Origin of the sequence: Phytopseudomonas dryadis (assembly GCF_004327355.1) — a bacterium.
GTDB classification, from domain to species: domain Bacteria; phylum Pseudomonadota; class Gammaproteobacteria; order Pseudomonadales; family Pseudomonadaceae; genus Aquipseudomonas; species Aquipseudomonas dryadis.
The window spans coordinates 36,774-59,576 of the sequence record NZ_QJUM01000018.1 but is presented as its reverse complement, the minus strand read 5'-3'; the positions used below and the strand labels follow the sequence as shown (position 1 = coordinate 59,576).

Genomic DNA, 22,803 nt, shown 5'->3' with positions numbered 1-22,803 from the left:
AGCTGGAAGCTGGAAGCTAATCATGAAACATCGAGACCACACACCCAAACAAGCCATCGTCCCGCGCTTCTGGCGCGACGCCGCCCTGCCCTTCATCGAACTGCGCTCGATCGAGGATGGCCGCCAGGTCTGCTACGGGCGGCATGCCCACGAGATCTTCTCCATCGGCGCCATCACCCGCGGCCAGAGCACCTACAGCAACCGCGACGTCGACCAGTTCGTCAGCCAAGGCACCGTGGTGCTGATGAACCCGGGCGATGTGCATGCCTGCAATCCCATCGACGGCGAGCCCTGGTCGTACCTGATGCTGTACGTCGACCCGCAGTGGCTGGGGCGCCTGCAACACGCCCGGGGGCTGGCCGACACCCCCAGTTTCCAGCGCTTCGCCTGCATCGCCAGCGAGGATAACGAGCTGTACCAGCGTTTGCTGCAGCTAGGGGAAATGCTGCTCGCCCCTGCGCTCGACTCGAGCGCCAAGGCCGCCCAGGCCACGGCCTTCTTCAGCCTGGCGCTGGAACGGCTGGCCCTCGAAGGCGACAGTGGCGACGACATCAACCCACGGCTGGAACAGGCCGCCCGCCTGATTCATCGGCACTGCGGCGCAACGCTCAGCCTCGACACCCTGTGTGAGGCCGCACAGCTGTCGCCCTCGCAGCTGATTCGCGGCTTCAAGCGACGCTACGGCATGACGCCCCACGCCTACCTGCTCAACCGCCGCATCCAGTTCGCCCACGCCCGCCTGAAGAGCGGCGCTCCACTGGCCGAAGTCGCCCTGGAAGCCGGCTTCGCCGACCAGGCACATTTCCAGCGCACCTTCAAGCAATTTCTGGCGGCAACGCCGGGCCAATACCGCGGTTGAAGCCAAGAATCGTGGATACCGTCTTGATTCTTGGCCTGTAAGAGCCCGTTCGCAGCCATGGCTGACAAGTAGGAGCGTCGCCCCCGGCGCGATGCGATTGAGGCCATCCTGCAAGAATCGCGGTATGGCCACCATTCGCCGCGGGGTCGCGGCTCCCACGGGATCGCGGCACACCACCGACCGCGTAGGAGCGTCGCCCCCGGCGCGATGCGATCATGGCCATCCTGCAAGAATCGCGGTATGGCCGCCATTCGCCGCGGGGTCGCGGCTCCTACGCACATGTGGCAATTCTGCGCGCTGATTGCTGGATCCTGTAGGGTGGAAGACGCTCTTTTCTTCCACCGGCACCAACCACCCCGACTCAAACCAGTAATAGATATACCGCGCTACCGACCAGCAGCCCAGCCAGAACCCGATTGAACACCCGCACCCTGCGCGCCTCCTGCAGACAGGGCCGCAGGCAGGTGCCGGCGTAGGCCCAGCAGGCCAGCGACAGGTAGCAGACCACGCCATAGATCGCCGCGAACTGCCAGACCAGCAACACGTCGCCATCGGCGACGAAGGCCCCCATGCCAGCGATCGCGGCCAGCCAGGCCTTGGGATTGAGCCACTGCATCAACGCCCCGTGCAGAAACGAGGCGACCCGCACGCCGTCGCCCGGCTGCAACGCCCCGTCGTCAGCGGCCAGCCGCCAGGCCATGTACAGCAGGAAAACCACACCGGCCAAGCGGATGCCCCGGGTCAGCCAGGGCCATTGCGACAACACCTCGTGCAACCCCAGGCCGACCAGCACCAGCAGCAGGATGAACCCCAGGGTCGCGCCAGCGACATGCCGCAACGCCACGCGCAAACCATGCCGCGCCCCCGCACCGAGGGAAACCAGATTGACCGGGCCGGGAGAAATAGAAGCGGCCAACGCAAAGGCCGCCATGGACAGGAACAGGTTCATCGATAACTCCATTCGGCATGCTCGAGGCCTCTGAAATTACCCAGTGAAACCGCACCGGTATTGAAGGAAATACACGTGCCGGGCGCATAAAAAACCGCGGCCAGGCCGCGGATTTCATGGCGCCGCTCAGTGGGCGAACAGCGAGTTGCCCGCCTTGCCCGCCAGCTTCTCCGGCTTGATCAGGAAGCGTGCCAGGGCCGGCAGCAGCCACAGGGCGCCGAACATGTTGACGATGAACATGAAGGTCAGCATCAGGCCCATGTCGGCCTGGAACTTGATCGCCGAGAACATCCAGGTGGCGACGCCGATGGCCAGGCACAGGCCGGTGAACAGCACCGCCTTGCCGGTAGAGCGCAGGGTCTGGTAGTAGGCTTCCTGCAACGGCAGGCCGGCGCGCAGGAAGGTTTCCAGGCGGCTGTAGATGTAGATGCCGTAGTCCACGCCGATGCCCACGCCGAGGGCGATCACCGGCAGGGTCGCGACCTTGACGCCGATGCCGAGGAAGGCCATCAGGGCGTTGCCGAGAATCGAGGTGAGGATCAGCGGCAGGACGATGCACAGGGTCGCGGCGAAGGAGCGGAAGGTGATCATGCACATGACGCCGACGCACAGGTACACCAGGATCAGGATCAGCAACTCGGACTTGCCGATCACCTCGTTGGTCGCCGCTTCGATACCGGCGTTACCCGCCGCCAGGAGGAACTGCACGTCCTCGGAGGCATGCTCGGCGCTGAAGCCCTGCACCGCCGCCACCGCCCGTTTCAGGGTTTCGGCCTTGTGATCCTCGAGGAACACCAGCACCGGCGCCACCGAGCAGTCACTGTTGTACAGGCCATCGGCGCGGGCGATGGAGTTGTTCAGCACATCCTGGTTGCGCGACAGGGTTTCCCATTTCAGGTTGCCCTCGTTCATGCCCTTGATCAGTTGCCGCGACACGCTGACCATGGAAACCGCCGACTGCACCCCGGGCGTGTTGTCCATCGTCCACATCAGCTCATCCATGGCGGCCATGGCTTCGTAGCTGGAACAACCCTCCGGCGCGGTCTTGACCATCACCACCAGCACGTCGGAGCTGGTCGAGTAGTTGCGGATGACGAAGTCGTTGTCGAGGTTGTAGCGCGAATCCGGACGCAGTTCCGGCGCGCCCTGGTCGAGGTCGCCGATCTGCAGGTTCTGCTGCTGGTACCAGAAGCCGCCGACCGCCGCCGCCAGGGCGATGACCAGGGAAACCGGCGCCACCCGCGGATTGGCGAAGTTCGACAGCAGGCGCCAGAACGGGTGCTCGCACACCGCGTCGCGCTTGCTGCGCTCCACCGCCTTCTTGCTGATGCCGATGTAGGAGATGGCCACCGGCAGCAGGATCAGGTTGGTGAAGACGATCACCGCCACCCCGATGGAGGCGCCGATGGCCAGTTCGCGGATCACCCCGATATCGATCAGCAACAGGGTGATGAAGCCCACGGCGTCGGCGAGGATGGCGATCATCCCCGGCAGGAACAACTGGCGGAAGGTCAGCCGCGCCGCGGTCAGGGCGTTGTCGGCACCGCTGGACTGCAGGGCGATGCCGTTGATCTTCTGCACGCCGTGGGAAATGCCGATGGCGAAGATCAGGAACGGCACCAGCATGGAGTACGGGTCGAGCCCGAAGCCCACCGTGTGCATCAGCCCCAGTTGCCAGCCGACCGCCACCAGTGTGGTGATCAGCACGGCGATGGTGCTGCGGATGCACCAGGTGAACCAGTACAGCAGGACGAAGGTGATCAGCAGCGCCACGCCGAAGAACAGCGCCACCATGATCAGGCCGTCGATCAGGTCGCCGACCTTCTTGGCGAAGCCGATGATGTGCACCTGCACGTCGGGGTTCTGCGCCTGGTACTTGTCGCGGATCTTCTCTTCCAGCTGATGGGAAAAGGCCTGGTAGTCGAGGGTGACCAGGCGCCCCTGGTCCTCGGGATCGGGGTAGGACTCCAGCAGCGGTACGTCGATGATGCTCGACTGGAAGTTGTTCGCCACCAGGCGGCCGATCTGCCCGGACTTGAGCACGTTGCTGCGCAGCTCCTCGAGGCTTTGCGGGCTGCCATCGTAGGTCTGCGGAATCACCTCGCCACCGGCGAAGCCTTCTTCGGTGACTTCCGTCCAGCGCACGCTGGGGCTCCACAGCGACTTCAGCCCCGAGCGGTCGACGCCCGGGATGTAGAACACCTCGTCATTGATCTGACGCAGCGTCTCCATGTACGACTGGCTGAAGATGTCGCCGTTCCTGGCCTGCACCGAGATGCGCACGGTATTGCCGAGGTTGGCCAGGTCGTTGCGGTGCTCCATCATGTTCTGGATGAAGGGATGGCTCAGCGGGATCATCTTCTCGAAACTGGTCGAGGGCCGTACCTGGGTCGCCTGGTAGAACAGGAAGACGCTGACCAGCAGGCAGATCAGAATCACCGCCGGCCGGTTGTTGAAGATCAGGCGCTCGAGCAAGCTGGCCTTGTCCTGGTGATGGTTACTCATCAAACACTACCCCGGCTTATTATTGTTGGCCCGACGACGCGGCGACACGTACGCCGCCCTGCCCCACCAGAATCAGACGCCCCTGGGCATCGGCGGCCACACCGGCCAGCGAGATGCGGTCAGGGCGGTTGGACACGCTGAAACTGCGTCCGCCGTCGGTGCTGTCGAGCACGCTGCCGCCATGCCCCACCACCACGATGCGGCCATCGGCGAGCAGCGTGCCGTTGGCCAGGCCGAACTCCAGGGTGCCGCCATTGGCGGTCCGCAGCGGCACCTGTTGCCAGGTATCACCGAAATCGTCGGAGCGGAACAGGTGCCCACGCAGGCCGTAGACCAGCAAGGTGTGCGCCTCGGTAGTGGCCAGCACGCCGAACAGCGAGCCCTGGTAGGGGCTCTGCACCGGCTCCCAGCTCTGCCCGGCGTCGGTGGAACGGAACATGCTGCCCATCTCGCCGACGATGAACAGGCCGGAATCCTTGACCTCGGCGATGGCATTGAGGTGATAGGCGTCCTCGTTGTCGAGGCGATCGCTGAAGTCTTCCCAGGTCGCGCCGCCATCGCGGGTTTCCAGCAGCGCGCCATAGGCGCCGACAGCGTAGCCGTTGTGCAGGTCCTCGAACCACACGTCGAGCAGCGGCGCCTCGCGCTGCAGGTCCTCGAACTGCTTGCTCCAGGTCAGGCCACCATCGCTGCTGGCGAGGATCTGCGCATCGTGGCCCACGGCCCAGCCGTGCTGCTCGTCGAGGAAGAACAGGGCGGTGAGCATCTGCCGGGTCGGCACCTTGGCCTGCTGCCAACTGGCGCCGTCATCGTCGGAATAGAGGATATGGCCGCGGTCGCCCACCGCCACCAGGCGCTTGCCGGCGCTGGCGATGTCCAGCAACAGGCTGGAAGCGGCCTTGGCGGATGGCACGGAATAGACGCTGGCTTCATCGGCGGGGATCTGCGCCTGGGCCGGCGATACGCCAAGCGCCAGCAACGACAGCAAGCCGCACAGGGAGAGCGCCCTGGCCAGCGGCGAGTGGAGGCGAAGCGCCGGCTTGCGCACGGCGTGCGTCCCTTCTCCGGTTCGGGTGCGCCGCGTGACGGGCTCACTCATATACATTCCCCTTTATTGTTATAGGCAGTGCCTTTATAGCAGTAGCCCATGCTATCGGCCTTTGGAAAAGCCTGACAATCGCCGCGACGTTATGTTTTGTAAGGCAAAGCCGCGTGATTGACGCCTCATTTGCCCAATCGATGCACGATGCGCAGGCCATCTCGGGCTCATCGAACCTGGCTCAACGGGTACCGCGGCGGCGCAGGGCTGCCGGGGTGAAGTAGCTGTCGCCGGGCGTCGCCTGGCTGAAGTCGATGGTATTCGCTTCCTCGTTGTCCAGGTTCTGCACGTGGTAGCGGCGCGCCTGCAGGTCGTGGAACACGTCCAGTGCGGACCAGGTGGTCGGCAGCTCGTAGTAGTTCTTCAGGTAGGCCATGGACACCCGCCACAGCTCGCCACGGCCATCGTACTGATCGACGACAGCGGCCTGCCAGCTGTCCTCGTCGAGGTACAGGGTGCGTTTGGAATAGATATGCCGCGCCCCTGGCTTGAGCGTGCCTTCCACGACCCACACCCGGTGCAACTCGTTGCGGGTGAACGCCGGGTTGAGGTGGCCGACCTGCAGCAGATCCTTGTATTTGACCGCCGGGCTGGTGACCTTGTAGTTGTTGTAGGGGATGTAGATTTCCTTCTTGCCCACCAGCTTCCAGTCGTAACGATCCGGCGCGCCGTTGAACATGTCGGTGTCATCGGCGGTACGCAGGCCGTCCGCCGCGGCGATCGGCGTGTCGTAGGCCAGGTTCGGCGCGCGTCGTACCCGCCGCTGGCCGGCGTTGTAGCCCCAGGCCTGACGTGGTTCCTTGACCTGATCCAGGGTCTCGTGCACCAGCACCGCGCCACCGGCCAGACGCGCCGGGCTGCGGGTGAAGGACAGGTAATAGAACAGGATGTTGTTCAGGTTCGCGTAGCTGCCCTGGGGATCGTAGAACCTGAACAACGCCTCCTGCTGCGAGGTGACCAGGGAGTAGGCGCCATTGCGCTGCACCGCCACCTCGGAGGCACGCCGCACGATGTAGCTGCCGCGATAGCGGGCGATATGGTTCCACAGCGCCTCGACGCCGTTCTGCGGGATCGGGAACGGGATGCCGCCATAGGCATCGGCGAAACCATTGCCGCCGTCGAGCAGCCTGGCGCTGGTGGCGTTCTTCAGGGTGTTGTCATAGACCCACTGCGGCGCCGAAGCGGAGCGGCGGCTGGGGTAGACCGGCATCTGGTAGCTGTCCGGATAGGTCTCGAACAGGGCGATCTGCCCCGGGGTCAGGTTGGCCCTGTACTGCTCCAGATTGGCCTTGCTGATGGTGAACAGCGGCTTGTCGTCGGCGAAGGGATCGACATGGTGATGACCCGAACCCTGGTAGCCGGCAGGCGCCTGGGTGAGACCGCCCGTCCATTCGGGAATGCTGCCGGCGGCATTGCCGGCCTTCTCGGCACCGAAGGGCGTCAGGCTGCTGCCCAGCTGGGCCGCGTCCTGGGGCGACAGCGCCGCCCGGGTGTAGCCAGCCAGCAGAATCAGGGCAATCGCGGTGCCCACCAGCGCGTGCTTTTTCAGCATCGTATGTCTCCGTGATGACGCATGACCGGGTACTGCAGCACCCGGAACCTCGGGTGCACTGTTAGAAGGAGTACTTGACGTTGACACCGATATTGTCGCGATCCCGAACGGCGTTGTTATTGCCCGCGCCATAGAACTCGGTGTACTGCAGCTCGGCTTCCAGGCTGTTCAGGTAATGGGCGCGAACCCCCAGGGTGTAGGCCTTGCGGCCTTCGATGAAGCTGCCGGTCTGGTAGGAGTTGCCCGCGAAATCGTCCCGGTAGACGACGAAAGGCGACAGGTTGACCCCGGCCAGCACATCGTTCCAGGTGCCGGACAGCACCAGGGTATAGCCGTAGGCGTTCCTGTCGACCTGATCGCTGCGGTCGTAACCGTTGACGTAGGAGCTGTCGCCACGGCCCGCGTAGTAGCGGGTGGAGCCATCGAAGGCGGTGTATTTCAGGTCGCTGCCACGCAGGTGCTCGGATGCCAGCTCGGCCACCCCGGTCAGCGAGTCGAAGCCCAGGCCCGGGCCGAAGTTGTAGATGGCGCCCAGGGACGTGTTGAAGGCCTCGACGCGATCGTGGTTATGGATCTCGTCCCCGAGCTGGACCATGCTGCCGCCGATATTGACCTGCTGGCCTGCCGCCAACTGCGGCGCCTGGCGCAACAGATCGCCCAGCAGGTCGTTGGTGGTGGCGACCCCGATCGGCAGGTTGGGCCGGTAGGCCAGTTCGCCGAATACCGAGGCGTCGCCCAGGGTGGTGTTGAAGCTGAAACCGTACATGCGGATGTCTTCGGCATACTCGCGGCGGGCGTTGACCTGGTTGGCGACGTCGAGGGTCGCCAGGCCGCCGGCGCCTATGGCCCCCACCGCGCCGATGAGCGTGGCCATGTCGAGCCCCTGGTAGTCGCCCAAGTCGGCATAGAGGGTCGGTTCCTTGGCGTGATAGTTGACGAAGTAGACGCCGAACTCGGTGGCGTTGAGCTGCTCGGCGATGTAGCGGAAGGCGACGCCGAACTGGCCGTCGTCCCTGGCATTGATATCCGGCCCGACGCTGGCCACCTTGATGTTGCCGTTGGCATCCACGGTACGCCCGCCCTGCAAGCCGCCCACTCCCGACTGGCTGAGCGAGGTGTACAGCCCCGCCAGGGGAATCAGGTTCGGTTGCCGGGAGTAGGCGGTGTTGCCGCCATCGGCGAACAGATCGGTCTCGGAGAAATAGGTCCCCGCCGGGTCGATGGCGCTTTCCTTCCAGTTGAACTGGTAGAAGGTTTCCATGGACAGGTTGTCGCTCAGGCCGATGTTGAAGCTGAGCGCCTCGACCGGGATCAGCACTTCCTTGACCTCGGAACCGGGCAGGCGGAACCTGGCCGCGTCGACGGCATTGGTGGTGTTCACCCCGTTGCGGTAGAACAGGCCTTCGCCCCAGTTGAACACCTGGCGCCCCAGGCGCGCGCTGACTGGCCGCTCGGCCACATCCCAGCTGCCGTGCACATAGGCATCGAGGATCTCGGCATTGCGCCCGGCCTTGTGCCGGGTCTCGCGGGTGAAGCTGTCGTCGTTGGGGAAATTCTGGCTCGGCTGGCTCGGATCGTTGGCGCCGTAGTAATGGTTGCGCCTGTCCATGATCTGCGTGTCGTAGAACGCCGTGCCGCGCACGAAGGCACCGTAGTTGCGGTAGCTCACCTCCAGGTCGGACGTGATCTTGAAGACTTCGGAAACCAGGCCGGTATCGAAATTGCGATTGCCGTCGTTGACGTTGACATCGTCGTTGTTCCTGTCCTGGCCCTGGACGCGCCACAATTGCCCGTAGGACAGCGTGCTGTCGAGCGAGCCACTGACTTCGTTGTCGGCAAAGCTGAATTCCACCGCCTGCACGGGTACCGCGACCAGCAGCGGTAACACGCTGGCCAGGGCATAGCCCGCCTTCGCCGGCACCAGGCGCAAGGCCGGCTCAAAGGACTTGATACGCATTGAATCTCTACTCCGCTGACAGACAGTCGTTGTTCTATCCGGCCCGTTTTTTAGTGGGCCTGGCGGACACCTTGTCGGCATCCTGTCATTGCGCTGAACTGGCTGGCATCACTCCGTTGTTGCAGTGCAACCTTGGTGCCAATTCAAACGATCGTATTAGCCGAAAGCGCTTTTCCAGAGCAGCTCCGTACCGTCCATTTATGACTGATCATCCACTGACCAATAGTTGTCGATTACAGCCAATCAAACCGGCTCCCTCCCCAGGAAGCACTGCGAAGCGCACACAGCCACACGCGCTCGTCAATCGATAGCGCAGGATATTAGTGTGTCGACTTGATAAGAGGGTAACTTTTGATTCCGGCAGGTAACGAAAAAACGTTACTGCGGGAACGAACGGTAACATTCGGCCCGATGATGTGGGTTAAATCAAGTCAAACCGCTCTAGAACGGACTTTTCAGCCCTGCGGATAGTTTCCGCAGGCTGCAAGGGACATGGACGGGACCAGCAGTCGAATGAATCCCGCCGCCGCGGCGATTCGGGCAGGCACGGCAAGGCCACTATCGCTTCGCCCGCAAGCGGGCTCCTACGCGATTGATGGACACATCGATCGCCCCCGGGGCGAATCGCGCAGGCAACGCAGATGGCGCGGCAAGGCCGCTATCGTATCGCGCCGGGGCGACGCTCCTACACGGATGGCGACACTCGCCCATCCCGCGGCCACCTCGATCTCGTAGGAGCCCGCCCCCGGGGCGAATCGCGCAGGCAACACAGATGGCGCGGCAAGGCCGCTATCGTTTCGCGCCGAGGGCGACGCTCCTACTGGGATGGGGCCGGTCGCCCATCCCGATTGCTCAAGCCAGGCTTTTGCTCACCACTTCGTACACATCCGCCGACAGCTCGCCGGAAGCGAGAATCCGTTCCAGCTCGGCCTTCATCAGCGCCTGGCGCGCGGCGGCGTATTTGCGCCAGCGGGTCAGCGGCGCCAGCAGGCGCGAAGCGATCTGCGGATTGAGCGCGTTGAGGGTGATCACCTGATCGGCCAGGAAGCGATAGCCGCTGCCGTCGGCCAGGTGGAAGTTGACCAGGTTCTGCCCGGCGAAGGCGCCGATCAGGGCGCGCACCTTGTTCGGGTTCTTCAGGGTGAACGCCGGGTGCTGCATCAGCGCCTGCACACGCTGCAGACCACCCGGCAAGGTGCTGGCCGCCTGCACGCTGAACCACTGATCCATGACCAGGGCGTTGTCCTTGAAGTGCTCGGCGAAGGCTTCCAGGGCCTTGCCGCGCTCGGCCTCGAACGGCGAATTGACCAGTACCGCCAGCGCCGTCAGGCGTTCGGTCATGTTGTCGCACGCCTCGTACTGCTCCAGGGTCGCGGCCAGCACCTCGGGCTTGCCGGTCAGCATCAGGTAGGACAGCGCGATGTTCTGCAGACTGCGGCGCGCGAAGTGCTCGGCCTCGGCCACGTACGGCGTGCCTTTCGACACCTCGCGATTGGCCTGATAACGCTGCCACAGCGGCTCGAACAGCGCCTCGGCCAGTTGCTGGCGAGCGAACTCGCGGGCCCCGTGGATCGCTTCGACATCGGCCACCTCGCTGATCTCGGTGAGGTAGGCCTCGCCCGGCAGCGACAGCATCTCGGCGACCATCGCCTGATCCAGGCGGCCATCCTGCAGCAGGCTGCGCAGCGCCGTGACCAGGCGCTGATCCAGCACCAGGGCCTCGCCGCGCTGCTGCTGGCCGATCAGCTCCTGCAGCACCTGCACGCTCAGCTGCTGGCCGGCTTCCCAGCGGTTGAAGCCGTCGCTGTCGTGCTGCATGAGGAACATCAACTGGTCGCGGTCATAGGGAAAGCTCAGCTTGACCGGCGCGCTGAAGCCACGCAGCAGCGACGGCAGCGGTTGCTCGGCGATATCGACGAAGGTGAACGACTGCTGCGCCTCGGTCACCGACAGCACGCGGCTGGTACCACTGGCAGCGGCCTCGCCCTGCAGGCGCAACGGCAGGTCGTTGCCCCGGGCATCCAGCAGGCCGAGCTCCACGGGAATGACGAAGGGCAGCTTGTCGCTCTGTCCCGGCGTCGCCGGGCAGCTCTGGGTAAAGTTCAGGGTATAGGTCCTGGCGGTGGCATCGAAGGCCTCGCTGACCGCCAGGCGCGGCGTGCCGGCCTGGGTGTACCAGCGCTTGAACTGGGTCAGGTCGATGCCGCTGGCGTCTTCCATGGCCTTGACGAAATCGTCGCAGGTCACGGCCTGGCCGTCGTGGCGCTCGAAGTACAGATCCGAGCCCTTGCGGAAGGCTTGATTGCCGAGCAGGGTGTGGATCATGCGCAGCACTTCGGAACCCTTCTCGTAGATGGTCAGGGTATAGAAGTTGGAGATTTCCATGTACGCATCCGGGCGCACCGGGTGGGCCATGGGGCCGGCGTCCTCGGCGAACTGGTGGGTACGCAGGTAGGCCACGTCCTCGATGCGCTTGACCGTGCGCGAGTTCATGTCGGCGCTGAACTCGGCATCGCGGAACACGGTGAAGCCTTCCTTGAGCGACAGCTGGAACCAGTCGCGGCAGGTCACCCGGTTACCGGACCAGTTGTGGAAATACTCGTGGGCCACCACCGCCTCGACCCGCTGATGCGCCGCATCGGTAGCGGTTTCGGCACGGGCCAGCACGCAGCTGGAGTTGAAGATGTTGAGACCCTTGTTCTCCATGGCGCCCATGTTGAAGTCGTTGACCGCAACGATCATGAAGATGTCCAGGTCGTACTCGCGGCCGTAGACCTCCTCGTCCCACTTCATGGACTTCTTCAGGCTGTCCATGGCGTGCTGCACCTTGTCGATGTTCTCCGGCTCGACATAGATGCGCAGCGTCACTTCACGGCTGCTCAGGGTGGTGAACTTGTCTTCCACGCACCACAGATCACCAGCGACCAGGGCGAACAGGTAGGCCGGCTTCTTGAACGGATCTTCCCAGGTCGCCCAGTGCCGACCGCCCTCCTCGCTGCCGCTGGCGATCGGGTTGCCGTTGGACAGCAGGATCGGGTACTTCTGCTTGTCGCCGCTCACCGTGGTGGTGAATTTACTCATCACATCCGGGCGGTCGAGGTAGTAGGTGATCTTGCGGAAGCCCTCGGCCTCGCACTGGGTGCAGAACATGCCGCTGGACTTGTACAGCCCCTCCAGCGCGGTGTTGCTTTCCGGGTGGATACGCACCGTGCTGTCGATGACGAAGCTGGCCTGGGTGGGCTGCAGGGTCAGGTGGCTGTCGCTGAGCTGGTAGTCGGCCGCCGTCAGTTCACGGTCATCCAGGGTGATGCGCAGCAGCTCCAGTTGCTGGCCATCGAGGCTCAGCACGGGAAGCTCCGCCGACAGCTCGGGGTTGCGGCGCATCACCAGCTGCGCGTGGACCAGGGTGTGATCCTCGAACAGCTCGAAGGTCAGGTGGGTTTCGTCGATCAGATAATCCGGCGCCCGGTAGTCCTTCAGGTAAATGGTCTTCGATTGTTCGGTACGCATGAGCGGGGCCTCTTCGAGGCAGCTTCAAGCTTCAAGCCTCAAGCTGCAAGCAATGTGTGATGGCCGTTAGCTTGAAGCTTAGAGCTTGCAGCTTGCGGCTATTTGGTAAGCGGTGTATTTGCGGACGTTGATCACGCCGGTGTCGAACATCAGGTACTGGCCCTTGATGCCCAACAGCGTGCCCTCCGCCACGGGATTCTTGTCCAGGTTGAAGCTGGTGATCTTGGCCGGGTAGCCCTCGATCGGGTAACGGATCTCGACCACGGGCTGATCGTTGAGCGGCTGCACGGCCTGCAGGCCGAAACGTTGCTGCAGCGCGCCGAGGCCCTCGGCGCAGGCGTCGAAGATCCGCTCGCGTACGCTGGGCAGGTCGACCGGCGCCGCATCGCCCTTGAGCAGCGCGCGCCAGTTGGTCTTGTCCGCCACCTGGCTGCGCAGCAGATCCTCGACGAAACCGGATTGCTGCCGCGTGGCCACCCGCAGGATCGGCAGCGCCTGGGTGGCGCCCTGGTCGATCCAGCGCGTGGGGATCTGCGTGGCACGGGTGATGCCGACCTTGATCCCCGAGGAGTTGGCCAGGTAGACCACGTGATCGGTCATGCAGAACTGCTCGCCCCAGGCCGGATCGCGACAGGTGCCGGCGTCGTAGTGGCAGCGCTCGGGGCTCATGATGCACAGGTCGCACTGCGCCAGCTTCTGCATGCAGGGGTAGCAATAACCCTGGCTGAAACTGGTCCTGGTCTTGCGTCCGCAGTGCGAGCAGTGGATCGCCCCCAGGAACTCCAGGCGCACGGTCTTGCCGATCATCGGGTTGACCGCGACCTGCTCCTCGCCCAGGCGAAAGGCGTACTGCACCGGCGCGCCGAGCTGGGTGCTCATCTTGCTCATGGAACCACGGGCGACTTCGAGCATCAGTGCAGGGTTTCCGAGGACTTGAACAGCAGGTTGGGAATCGGCTCGGCTTTCGACGCGCACTCGGAAGTGCCCATGTACCCCGTGCGCTGGTCTTCCGGCAGGTTGCGGGTTTCCCAGGCGATCATCGCCTGCAGGCTCAGTTCCTTCTGCTCCTGGGTCAGCCTGCGCCCGTCCGGCCATTTGCCGATCTCCACGGCCAGCTTGAGGCTTTCGTACACATCCGGCGTGATATTGCGGATCAATTCGATGAAGGAGGACATGGCCGGCTCCTGGCTGGGAAAGGGGCGATTCTACCTCAACTCGCCCGGCAACCCGAACAGCCGCTGCCCGGGTGCGCTCAGCGCTGCGCGAAACGCCGCGCCAGCAGACCGCCGAGCAATCCGGTCAGGCAGCCGGCGAGCAGACCGCCGACATGGGCCGCGTTGGCGATGGCGCCGAACTGCAACAGCTCGAAGATGCCGGTCATGCACACCAGCAACCACACCAGCATGCTGACCAGCACGCCGCGCGGCAGACGATAGGCGGCATTGGGCGCCAGCCACTGGAACAGCCAGCAGTGCCCGAGCAGGCCGTAGAGCACCCCGGACAGACCGCCGAACAAGGCCGGCCCGGCATACAGGTACTGGGCGACATTGGCCGCCAGGCCGAAGCAGAGGGTCAGCCCGAGCAGCATCAAGGCGCCCTGCCGGGCCTCGATGCGCCGTCCCAGCTCCCAGTACCACAGGCTGTTCATGGCCAGGTGGAGCACGCCGAAGTGAAGCAGCATCGGCGTCAGCAGACGCCACCACTGCCCGCTGTCGACCATGGCGGCGAACGGGCTGAAATAGATGTACTGACCCTCGATATGGAAATCGACGAAGCTCAGCCAGCGCATCAGCTCATAGTCCGTGCCGCCCCAGGTCAGCACGGCGACCAGCAGGGTCAGGGCCAGCACCGCCAGGGTCAGCGGGCTGCGCCGGGCCTGCTGCGACAACCGCGGACGTCCGTTCGGGACGCCCGGGGCCACTCGCTGCAGGTTCGGGTCGCCCTGCGGGTGGCGGCCATAGAGTTCGCGCACCCGCTCCGCCACCTGTTCGTCGGGCACCCACAACGCCTGCTCGCCAAGGCTTTCGGCTACCCGGTGAGCGATCCGCAGCTCGCGCAGCAGGTCGAGGAAGGCCGACAGGTCCTGATCCAGTGGCACGCGCAGCGCCACCACCGCACTCATCGCGGCACTTCCGGCTTGTCCACGTCGACCCAGACGAACTTGCGCGGGTCCAGGCAGGTTTCCCGATCCAGGCGATAGGCCACCAGCTTGCCGTACATCACCGCGCTGTAATCGAGACAGGCCAGGTTGGGGCGGATCGGCGCCGGCGTGCCACTGCGCCAGTAATGGCCGACGAACAGCGGCGGCTGTTCGGCGCCGTACTTGAGCAACTCGGTTTTCTGCAGTTCGCTGAGCGGCGTCTGGGCGGCCAGTTCGGGCAAGGCATCGGGCTGGAACACCACGTCGCCGTAAGTCTGCGGGCTCTCCTCCCAGAACTTGGTGCGAAAGTAGGAACGGGTGAAACCGTCGCCGCTGGTCATGCTCAGGCCATGGGGCAGGCGCATGTCGGTGCCGCGCAGCAGGCGATCCAGCACCGTGCAGGCGAAGCTGCCGACCACCGCCGAGGCCTGCAGGAAGTGCTCGTCGATGCAGCCATCGGGGAACTGCCTGCGCAGCGGCTCGATCAGTTCGTTGTCCCAGCAGGCGTGCACCACGCGAAAATGCCCGGCGTCGAGGAACAGCGGCAACTCGTAGAACCAGGCCAGGCATTCACGCCATTCCCCGGGATAGGCCGCGAACTGCTCCAGGGTTTCACCGATCAGACGGGCGTGGCGTGGCGTGTGCTCGCGCACATGCTGGCGCCCGCTACCCGGCGGCGCCGGTGTACTCCAGCCCAGGGCGTTGAACTCGTGATTGCCCATGATGCACAGCGCTTCGCCGGCACGCACCATGTCGTGCACCAGGTGCACCGCCTCGCGAATGCGCGGGCCACGATCGATCAGGTCACCGACGAAGATCGCCATGCGTCGCGGATGGCGCCAGACGCCGCCCTGCTGGCGGTAACCCAGGCGCTCGAGCAGGTGCACCAGAGTATTGGCACAGCCATGGATGTCACCGATCAGGTCGTAACCGCGAGCCGGGTCGAGCTGCATCAGTCGCCCCCGCCGCCGAGGCGGCTGCCCCAACCCAGCTTGGTCCGGCAGATCTCGTAATAGTTGTGATCCAGCGGATGGATCAGGCACAGCTTCTGCGACTTCTTGCGCACCGTGATGGTATCGCCGGGCGCGCAGGTGAAGTGGTTCTGCCCATCGCAGGAGACCTGCGGGTAGAGCGGCAGATCCTTGGACACGACGATCTTCAGCTCACTGTTGCCATCGACCACGATGGGCCGGCTGGACAATGTATGCGGGTACATCGGCACGATGACGATGGCATCCAGCTTGGGGTGCATGATCGGCCCGCCCGCCGACAGCGCATAGGCGGTGGAGCCGGTCGGCGTGGCGACGATCAGGCCGTCGGCCTTCTGGCTGCAGACGAACTGGCCGTCGATGTACAGCTCGAACTCGATCATCCGGTTCGACTTGCCCGGGTGCAGCACCACGTCGTTGAGCGCATCGCCCTGACCGATGGCCTCGGCGTGACGGCGCACCTCGGCCTCGAGCAGGAAGCGGTTCTCGGTCAGGTAATTGCCTTCCAGCACCTCGGCGACCTTGGATTCCAGCTCGTCGGGGCGGATGTCGGTGAGAAAGCCCAGGTTGCCGCGGTTGATGCCGAGCACCGGCACCTTGTGCCGGGCCAGGGCACGGCCGGCGCCGAGCATGCTGCCGTCGCCGCCGACCACGATCACCAGGTCGCAGAACTCGCCGAGGTGCTTGCGTGCCGAGGTCTGCAGGCCATGCCCGGGCAACACCTCGGCGATGGTGTCCTCGAGGATCACGTGCAACTGGCGCTCGAGCAAAAACCTTTTCAGTCGGCGCACGGTGTCGAGCACCTGCGTACTGCCCAGGCGACCGATAATGCCGATATTACGAAACTGCTCCATGGTGCTCCCGCAACGCTCAGGGTCTGGTGCCCCGATTATGGGCGAAAGGCCGCGACAGCGGCAAACATGCTGCCGTATAGGCGCTATGCTCGCAGCATGATGCCCTTCGACGCCCTCGACGACCTGCCCCGACGCCTGAGCCAACCCGCGGTCAGGGATCTGGCCTGGGTGCTGCTGTCACCACCGCTGCTCGCACACACGCCCTGGCCACAGCGCCACCCCCTGGCAGCCAGCGCCTGGGCGCATACGCCCGGCCTGCTGGCGGACTGGCTGCTGCACCTGGAGCGCGACAGCGGCCCGCTGCTGCAGTGGCTGGCGCAGCGTTCGGTACGCCGCCTCGGCCTCTACTACGAGCGCTTGTGGCAGTTCGCCCTATATGCCGCTCCCGGCGTCGAGGTACTGGCCGCCAACCTGCCCATCCGCCAGGCCGGACACACCCTGGGCGAACTGGACCTGCTGCTGCGCGACGCCGCCGGCGTGCACCACCTGGAACTGGCGATCAAGCTCTACCTGGGCAGCGCGGACCAGGGCGGCGAGTCGCCGGCGCACTGGATAGGCCCGGGCAGCCATGACCGCCTGGACCTGAAACTCGCTCATCTGAGCGAACACCAGTTGCCGCTCTCCGCTCGCGCCGAGGCGCTGCCGCTCCTGAGGGAGCTGGCCGCGGACGCCATCCAGGCCGAACTGTGGATGGCCGGCTACCTGTTCTACCCCTGGCCGCGCGCCTGCGCCGCGCCTCGCGATGCCAACCCCGAACACCTGCGCGGCCTGTGGCTGCGCCGGCGTGACTGGCCGGCCTTCCATGCCCGAGATGGGCATGCGCACTGGCAACCGCTGCCGCGCCAGGCCTGGCTGGCCCCCGCACGCCTGGCCCTGGCCGAGTGCTGGTCGCGGCAGCGACTGCAGCAGTGGCTCGATACCCTGCCGAACGACGCCGGCGCGCAGTTATTGGTCAGGCTGGAGCCCGAGAGCGCGGAATACGTTCAGGAAAGCCAGCGCCTGTTCCTGGTCGCCGACGCTTGGCCATCGGAGCAATCATGAGCGCCGGTCGCCCCGCAACGATGAAAGAGAGGGCGTCTAACGCCATGCCGCAGCGCGCCGAGATCGACGCGCCTGCAGGATCGATGGTTTGCCGCAATCTCGTAGGAGCCGCGACCTCGCAGCGAATGGTGGCCATACCGCGATTTTTGCAGGATGGCCACAATCGTATCGCGCCGAGGTCGGCGCTCCTACACGGGCGGTGGCTTGCCACGGCCTCGTAGGAGCCGCGACCCCGCGGCGAATGGTGGCCACGCCACGGATTCTGCGGAATGGCCACCATCGTATCGCGCCGAGGTCGGCGCTCCTACACGATCGATGGTTCGCCGCAATCTCGTAGGAGCTGCGACCTCGCAGCGAATGGCGGCCATACCGCAACTTTTGCAGGATGGCCACGGTCGTATCGCGCCGAGGTCGACGCGCCTACACGAGCGGTGGTTGGCCGGGAACCGGTGGGAGCCGCGACCTCGCGGCGAATGGCGGCCATACCGCGATTTTTGCAGGATGGCCACGATCGTATCGCGCCGAGGTCGGCGCGCCTACACGGGCGGTGGTTGGCCGCGAACCGGTGGGAGCTACGCTCCCGCGGTGAATAGCGCCTGACCGGCCAACGCCGCGCGCCGCCCCTGCAGGCCTCCGGTATGCACGAACACCAGCCGGGTGCCCGTGGCGATGGCGCCGCTGGCGACGGCGTCGCGCAGCGCCAGCAGGGCCTTGGCCGTGTACAGCGGCTCCAGCGGCACGCCGCTCTGGGCTTCGCAGTCCCGCATGAAGGCCAGCAGTTCGGCATCCTGACGGGCGAATCCACCGCGACAGGCATCGAACAGGCGATAGCCCCTGTCCGGCGCGCCGGCCTGCTCGAGCAAGGCACGTACCTGTGGCGCCACGCCATGATCGGCCGGAACCGCCAGGGCGCCATACACCGGCTGGCGGCCGGCCTCGCCCAGCACCAGGCCGGCCAGGGTGGTGCCGGTGCCGGCGGCCAGCCACCAGCCGTGGTAATCCGTCCAGCCCAGGGCCGGCAGTTGCTGGCGAAGCTGATCCGGCAAGACCATGCAGCCACGGGCGCCCGCCAGCCCGCCGCCGCCCTCGGGCACGGGATGAAAGCCTGGATACAGGGCCCGCCAACTGTCCCAGAAAGCCGGGCTATGGCGATCCCGGTAGCCACCATAGCCCAGCCAGTGCAACTGCATGCCCAGCCGTTGCAGATCGGTGACGGTCGGTGTGTCCCGGGGATGGCCGCGCAGCAGGCCCACGGTAGGGAACGCGCCGTAGCGACCGGCGGCCGCCAAGGCGTGCAGGTGATTGGAATGGGCACCGCCCAGGCTGATGATGCCCCGCGCGCCCTCGGCCATGGCGGCCTGCAGGTGCGGCGCGAGCTTGAACCACTTGTTGCCGCTGAGCAGCGGATCGATCAGATCCAGGCGCAGCACCGCCAGCTCGACACCGGCCGTGGCCAGCCAGTCCAGCCGCATCGTCTGCAACGGTGCCAGGGGGACTTCGTGGAGTGCTCGCCAGGAGCTGGCGACGATGGGCGGAGGGCGAGTATCCACGGCTACCGACTGACGATGGGCTGGGCGCTGATCATACCGGCACGGCCTGCCCGCGTTCACCCCACCGTGCGTAAGCGACCGACCGCCTTGTGGCGCATGCAGCAGTTGGAGTCGCCCGCGACGAAACGCCCCGGCGTCTCGACCCGCTCCAGGCTGGCGCCGCAACGCTCGCCATTGCTTTGCAGGCCATCGCAGGTAGGCTGCTGATAGTGCTCGAGCCACTGCCGGTACTGCGCTTCGGGCACGCAGCACTTGCTCGCGGCGTAGGCCATGGGACTGGCCAGATAGCGGCCGATATCCTGCAGCGGCACGGTCAGATGACCGGCACCGGGATGGAACACCACGAACACCACCCCCTGCCCGGCCAGGCGCTCGAGCATGAGGTGCTCGGCCCGGGCCTCCCGCAGCAGCGCCTGCTCCTCGGCGGCGGAGAGGGTCGCGGCAATCCGTGTGCGCAGTTCTTCGTCGAACTGGGTGCGCAGGACTTCCCGCTCGGTGCGGCCGTAACGCTCCATGGCGCGCAGGCGGGTGAGCATGTCGTCACGCTCCTGCCGTTGCGCGTTCTGCTGCTCGGCCAGTTGCCCCTTGAGCGACTGGACCAGGGCTTCCTGCTGGCGCAGGGCCTGCCGCAGCGCCTGGATCTGCGCCTGCAGTCCCTGCTCGTGCTCGTCGCCAGCGGCCTTGAGGCCGGCGATCTCGGCTGCATGCTCGCGGGCCAGGACGGCGATACGCTCGCGCTGCTGCTTGACCAGTTGCGCAGCCTTCAGGCGGTATTCCTGGGCCAGGCGCTCGGCGAGCTTCTCGGCCACTTCGCGGGAGGCATCGCTGGCGTACCACTGGTCTTCGGGGGCCACCTGCAGGCGCTCGGCGACGACGCCCTGGGGCCCCTCCTCTTCGACCAGGATGCCCAGGCTGTTGCGCTTGACGGTATCGCGCAGCAAGGCCAGATCGTTGTTGCCCGCGGCCAGGCTCGGGTCCCACAGGTGCATCTGCTGCCAGGACACCGGGCACTGGCTGCGGCAGGCCAGGCGAATCGGCCCACCGCCCAGATCCGGCCCGCGCCCGGCCCGCTCGGCCATCTGCTGCAGCGGAATGTTCCAGCCGCTGTCGGGCGCCCCCTGTTCATCGAAATCCAGATAGAAGAACACCGCGGAGCGGACCTGCAGCCGCGCATTGATCATCAGGTAGACCACCCGCACCTGCTGATCGGCGAAGGCCGGCATGTTCACCAGGCCATCGAGCAGGGCCTCGAACTCGGCGAAGAACATCTGCTTGCAGATGCCGCCATCATCGCTGAAGAACATCACGGCCTCTACCAGTTGCGGCTTGCTCATCGATGTCCTCCGGGATGATTGCGATCTTGGCTGCACTGCGCCCTGAACCGTCCCGGACCAGCGCAGCAGCGCTGCTGAAAACCGGACATGAACGGGCTCACCGTCGGGGCAGGCCCGGCGATGAGCGAACAGGCGTCGCCCCGTTCGAGCGACGATCCTTGCAGTGACGCCAGTCTAGGGGAGAACCGGACAACGCGGTGTGACTCGGTTGGCAGTCACTCGACCGATGGACAAACGGTATCGTCGAACTGTGACGAACTCGGTGGCGCCCGCTCTCAGAGCTGCGCGGCCAGGCGCGCCCCCTGATCGATCGCGCGCTTGGCATCCAGCTCCGCGGCCACGTCGGCACCGCCGATCAGGTGGACGCTCTGTCCGGCCGCCAGCAGTTCCTCCTGCAACTCGCGCAGCGGGTCCTGACCGGCACAGACGATCACCGTATCCACCGGCAACAGCTGCGGCTCGCCCTCGGCAACGCGGATATGCAGGCCGGCCTCGTCGATCCCGAGGTACTCGACCGCATTGAGCATCCGCACCTGCCTGTTCTTCAGGCCGGCGCGGTGAATCCAGCCGGTGGTCTTGCCCAGGCCGGCGCCGACCTTGGACGTCTTGCGCTGCAGCAGGAACACCTGGCGCGCGGGCGCCTGCACCTCGGCCTGAACGCCGGCCACCCCGCCCCGCGCCTGCAGCGCCTGGTCGATGCCCCACTCGCGCCAGAACGCCTGGCGATCGAGGCTGCTGGCAGCGCCCTGGTGGGTGATGAACTCCGACACATCGAAACCGATGCCGCCGGCACCGATCACCGCCACCACCTGGCCCACCGGCTTGCGCTGCAGGATCGCATCCAGGTAGCTGATCACCTTGGGGTGATCGATGCCGGGAATGTCCGGGGTGCGCGGGGCGATGCCGGTGGCCAGGATGATTTCGTCGAAGCCTCCGGCGACCAGTTCGGCAGCGCCGACCCGGGTATCGAGGCGCAGGTCGACGCCAGTGGTTTGCAGCTTGCGCCCGAAATAACGCAGGGTTTCGTGGAACTCCTCCTTGCCCGGCACGCGCTTGGCCAGGTTGAACTGGCCGCCGATTTCGCTGGCGGAATCGAACAGGCTGACCCGGTGGCCGCGCTGCGCCGCCACGCTGGCGGCGGCCAGCCCCGCCGGGCCGGCGCCGACCACGGCGATATTCTTCACCGTGGTGGTGGGGATATAGTTCAGCTCGGTCTCGTGGCAGGCCCGCGGATTGACCAGGCAACTGGTCAGCTTGCCGCCGAAGGTGTGATCCAGGCAGGCCTGGTTGCAGCCGATGCAGGTATTGATCTCGTCGCTGCGCCCGGCCGCGGCCTTGTTGACGAACTCCGGGTCGGCGAGAAACGGCCGCGCCATGGACACCATGTCGGCATCCCCTTCGGCCAGCACCCGCTCGGCCACTTCCGGCGTGTTGATGCGGTTGGTGGTGATCAGCGGGATCGACACCTCGCCCTTGAGCTTGGCGGTGACCTTGGTGAAGGCCGCCCGCGGCACCTTGGTGGCGATGGTCGGAATGCGCGCCTCGTGCCAGCCGATACCGGTGTTGATGAGGGTGGCACCAGCCTGCTCGATGGCCTTGGCCAGCAGGACGATCTCGTCCCAGTCGCTGCCGCCGGCGACCAGGTCGAGCATCGACAGCCGGTAAATGATGATGAAATCGCTGCCGACCGCCTCGCGCACGCGGCGCACGATCGCCACCGGCAGGCGCATGCGATTCTCGTAGCTGCCGCCCCAGCGGTCGGTGCGCTGGTTGGTGTGGGCGGCGAGGAACTGGTTGATGAAGTAGCCTTCCGACCCCATGATCTCGACGCCGTCATAACCGGCCTGCTGGGCCAGCGCGGCGCAATTGACGAAGTCGGCGATCTGCTTCTCGATACCCTCTTCGTCCAGCTCGCGCGGCTTGAACGGGTTGATCGGCGCCTGGATGGCGCTCGGCGCCACCTGCTTGGGGCTGTAGGCATAGCGGCCGGCATGCAGGATCTGCAGGCAGATCTTGCCATCCGCCGCGTGCACCGCCCGGGTGACGATCCGATGCTGGTCGGCCTCTTCGGGAGTGCTCAGCTTGGCCGCTCCCGCGTAGACGCCACCCTCCTCGTTCGGCGCGATGCCGCCGGTGACCATCAGGCCGACGCCGCCACGCGCCCGTTCGGCGAAGTAGGCCGCCATGCGCTCGAACCCGCCGGGTTTCTCTTCCAGGCCAGTGTGCATCGAGCCCATCAGGGTACGGTTCTTCAGGGTGGTGAAACCCAGATTCAGCGGGGCGAGCAGGTGCGGATAGGAGGCGGTCATGGCGGGATTCTCATCGGCGGTGTTCACGGAACGCCGCGGCCTTCGTGGGCCGCGGTCGATATGGAGCAGACGATATAATGTCCGCGGACAGGGGCTCAATGACCCTGATTGACAACTTGCTAACCCAATACGACACGAAGCCTTGGCAAGCGCCT

16 protein-coding genes are annotated in these 22,803 nt (G+C 65.6%); 2 read left to right on the top strand and 14 right to left on the bottom strand.

Annotated elements, in window-relative coordinates; translation table 11 throughout:
• Positions 1–22 precede the first annotated feature (22 nt).
• Positions 23–859, top strand: coding sequence for a helix-turn-helix transcriptional regulator (locus DNK34_RS15865; RefSeq protein ID WP_131176323.1), 837 nt, complete (start codon positions 23–25; stop codon positions 857–859).
• A 361-nt stretch (positions 860–1,220) separates the two neighbouring features.
• On the opposite strand, the gene DNK34_RS15860 is transcribed toward DNK34_RS15865, so the two are convergent.
• The 11 genes from DNK34_RS15860 to DNK34_RS15810 form a co-directional block, all read right to left on the bottom strand.
• On the bottom strand, positions 1,221–1,808 hold the full coding sequence (locus DNK34_RS15860; RefSeq protein WP_131176322.1) for a LysE family translocator: 588 nt from the start codon (positions 1,806–1,808) through the stop codon (positions 1,221–1,223).
• Positions 1,809–1,934: 126 nt separating this feature from the next.
• Positions 1,935–4,313 carry an efflux RND transporter permease subunit gene (locus tag DNK34_RS15855; RefSeq protein ID WP_131176321.1) on the bottom strand — a complete coding sequence of 793 codons (2,379 nt, stop codon included), beginning with the start codon at positions 4,311–4,313 and terminating at the stop codon, positions 1,935–1,937.
• Between the two features lie 19 nt (positions 4,314–4,332).
• Positions 4,333–5,412 (bottom strand): WD40/YVTN/BNR-like repeat-containing protein, encoded by a 1,080-nt coding sequence (locus tag DNK34_RS15850; protein WP_131176320.1) that lies wholly within the window; start codon positions 5,410–5,412, stop codon positions 4,333–4,335.
• Between the two features lie 181 nt (positions 5,413–5,593).
• A complete protein-coding gene (locus tag DNK34_RS15845) occupies positions 5,594–6,964 on the bottom strand; it encodes a DUF1329 domain-containing protein (RefSeq protein WP_131176319.1) in 1,371 nt (456 codons plus the stop codon).
• Positions 6,965–7,025: 61 nt separating this feature from the next.
• The gene (locus DNK34_RS15840) at positions 7,026–8,921 is read right to left on the bottom strand and encodes a DUF1302 domain-containing protein (RefSeq protein WP_131176318.1); all 1,896 of its coding nucleotides are present in this window, start codon (positions 8,919–8,921) and stop codon (positions 7,026–7,028) included.
• Between the two features lie 852 nt (positions 8,922–9,773).
• Positions 9,774–12,431: an aminopeptidase N gene (gene pepN / locus DNK34_RS15835; RefSeq protein ID WP_131176317.1), complete on the bottom strand. Its 2,658-nt coding sequence runs from the start codon at positions 12,429–12,431 to the stop codon at positions 9,774–9,776.
• 78 nt (positions 12,432–12,509) lie between these two features.
• Positions 12,510–13,343 (bottom strand): DUF2797 domain-containing protein, encoded by an 834-nt coding sequence (locus DNK34_RS15830; protein ID WP_131176316.1) that lies wholly within the window; start codon positions 13,341–13,343, stop codon positions 12,510–12,512.
• Positions 13,343–13,606, bottom strand: coding sequence for a YeaC family protein (locus tag DNK34_RS15825; RefSeq protein ID WP_131176315.1), 264 nt, complete (start codon positions 13,604–13,606; stop codon positions 13,343–13,345). Before DNK34_RS15825 ends, DNK34_RS15830 begins: the two co-directional genes overlap by 1 nt.
• A gap of 77 nt (positions 13,607–13,683) precedes the next feature.
• Positions 13,684–14,553, bottom strand: coding sequence for a rhomboid family intramembrane serine protease (locus DNK34_RS15820; protein ID WP_131176314.1), 870 nt, complete (start codon positions 14,551–14,553; stop codon positions 13,684–13,686).
• Positions 14,550–15,524 (bottom strand): metallophosphoesterase, encoded by a 975-nt coding sequence (locus DNK34_RS15815; protein WP_131176313.1) that lies wholly within the window; start codon positions 15,522–15,524, stop codon positions 14,550–14,552. The genes DNK34_RS15820 and DNK34_RS15815 overlap by 4 nt, the downstream gene beginning before the upstream one ends.
• On the bottom strand, positions 15,524–16,414 hold the full coding sequence (locus DNK34_RS15810) for an NAD(+) kinase (RefSeq protein WP_131176312.1): 891 nt from the start codon (positions 16,412–16,414) through the stop codon (positions 15,524–15,526). Before DNK34_RS15810 ends, DNK34_RS15815 begins: the two co-directional genes overlap by 1 nt.
• A 96-nt stretch (positions 16,415–16,510) precedes the next feature.
• Here DNK34_RS15810 and DNK34_RS15805 point away from each other — a divergent pair, with 96 nt between their 5' ends.
• Complete coding sequence (locus DNK34_RS15805; protein ID WP_131176311.1) at positions 16,511–17,455, top strand: DUF1853 family protein; 945 nt, start codon at positions 16,511–16,513, stop codon at positions 17,453–17,455.
• A 572-nt stretch (positions 17,456–18,027) separates the two neighbouring features.
• Here the strand turns inward: DNK34_RS15805 and DNK34_RS15800 are convergent.
• The 3 genes from DNK34_RS15800 to DNK34_RS15790 form a co-directional block, all read right to left on the bottom strand.
• Positions 18,028–18,927, bottom strand: a complete 900-nt coding sequence (locus DNK34_RS15800; RefSeq protein WP_131176364.1) for a 1-aminocyclopropane-1-carboxylate deaminase/D-cysteine desulfhydrase — start codon at positions 18,925–18,927, stop codon at positions 18,028–18,030.
• A gap of 134 nt (positions 18,928–19,061) precedes the next feature.
• Positions 19,062–20,339: a chromosome partitioning protein ParA gene (locus tag DNK34_RS15795; RefSeq protein WP_131176310.1), complete on the bottom strand. Its 1,278-nt coding sequence runs from the start codon at positions 20,337–20,339 to the stop codon at positions 19,062–19,064.
• Between the two features lie 275 nt (positions 20,340–20,614).
• Positions 20,615–22,648 carry an NADPH-dependent 2,4-dienoyl-CoA reductase gene (locus DNK34_RS15790; RefSeq protein WP_131176363.1) on the bottom strand — a complete coding sequence of 678 codons (2,034 nt, stop codon included), beginning with the start codon at positions 22,646–22,648 and terminating at the stop codon, positions 20,615–20,617.
• Between the last annotated feature and the right edge of the window lie 155 nt (positions 22,649–22,803).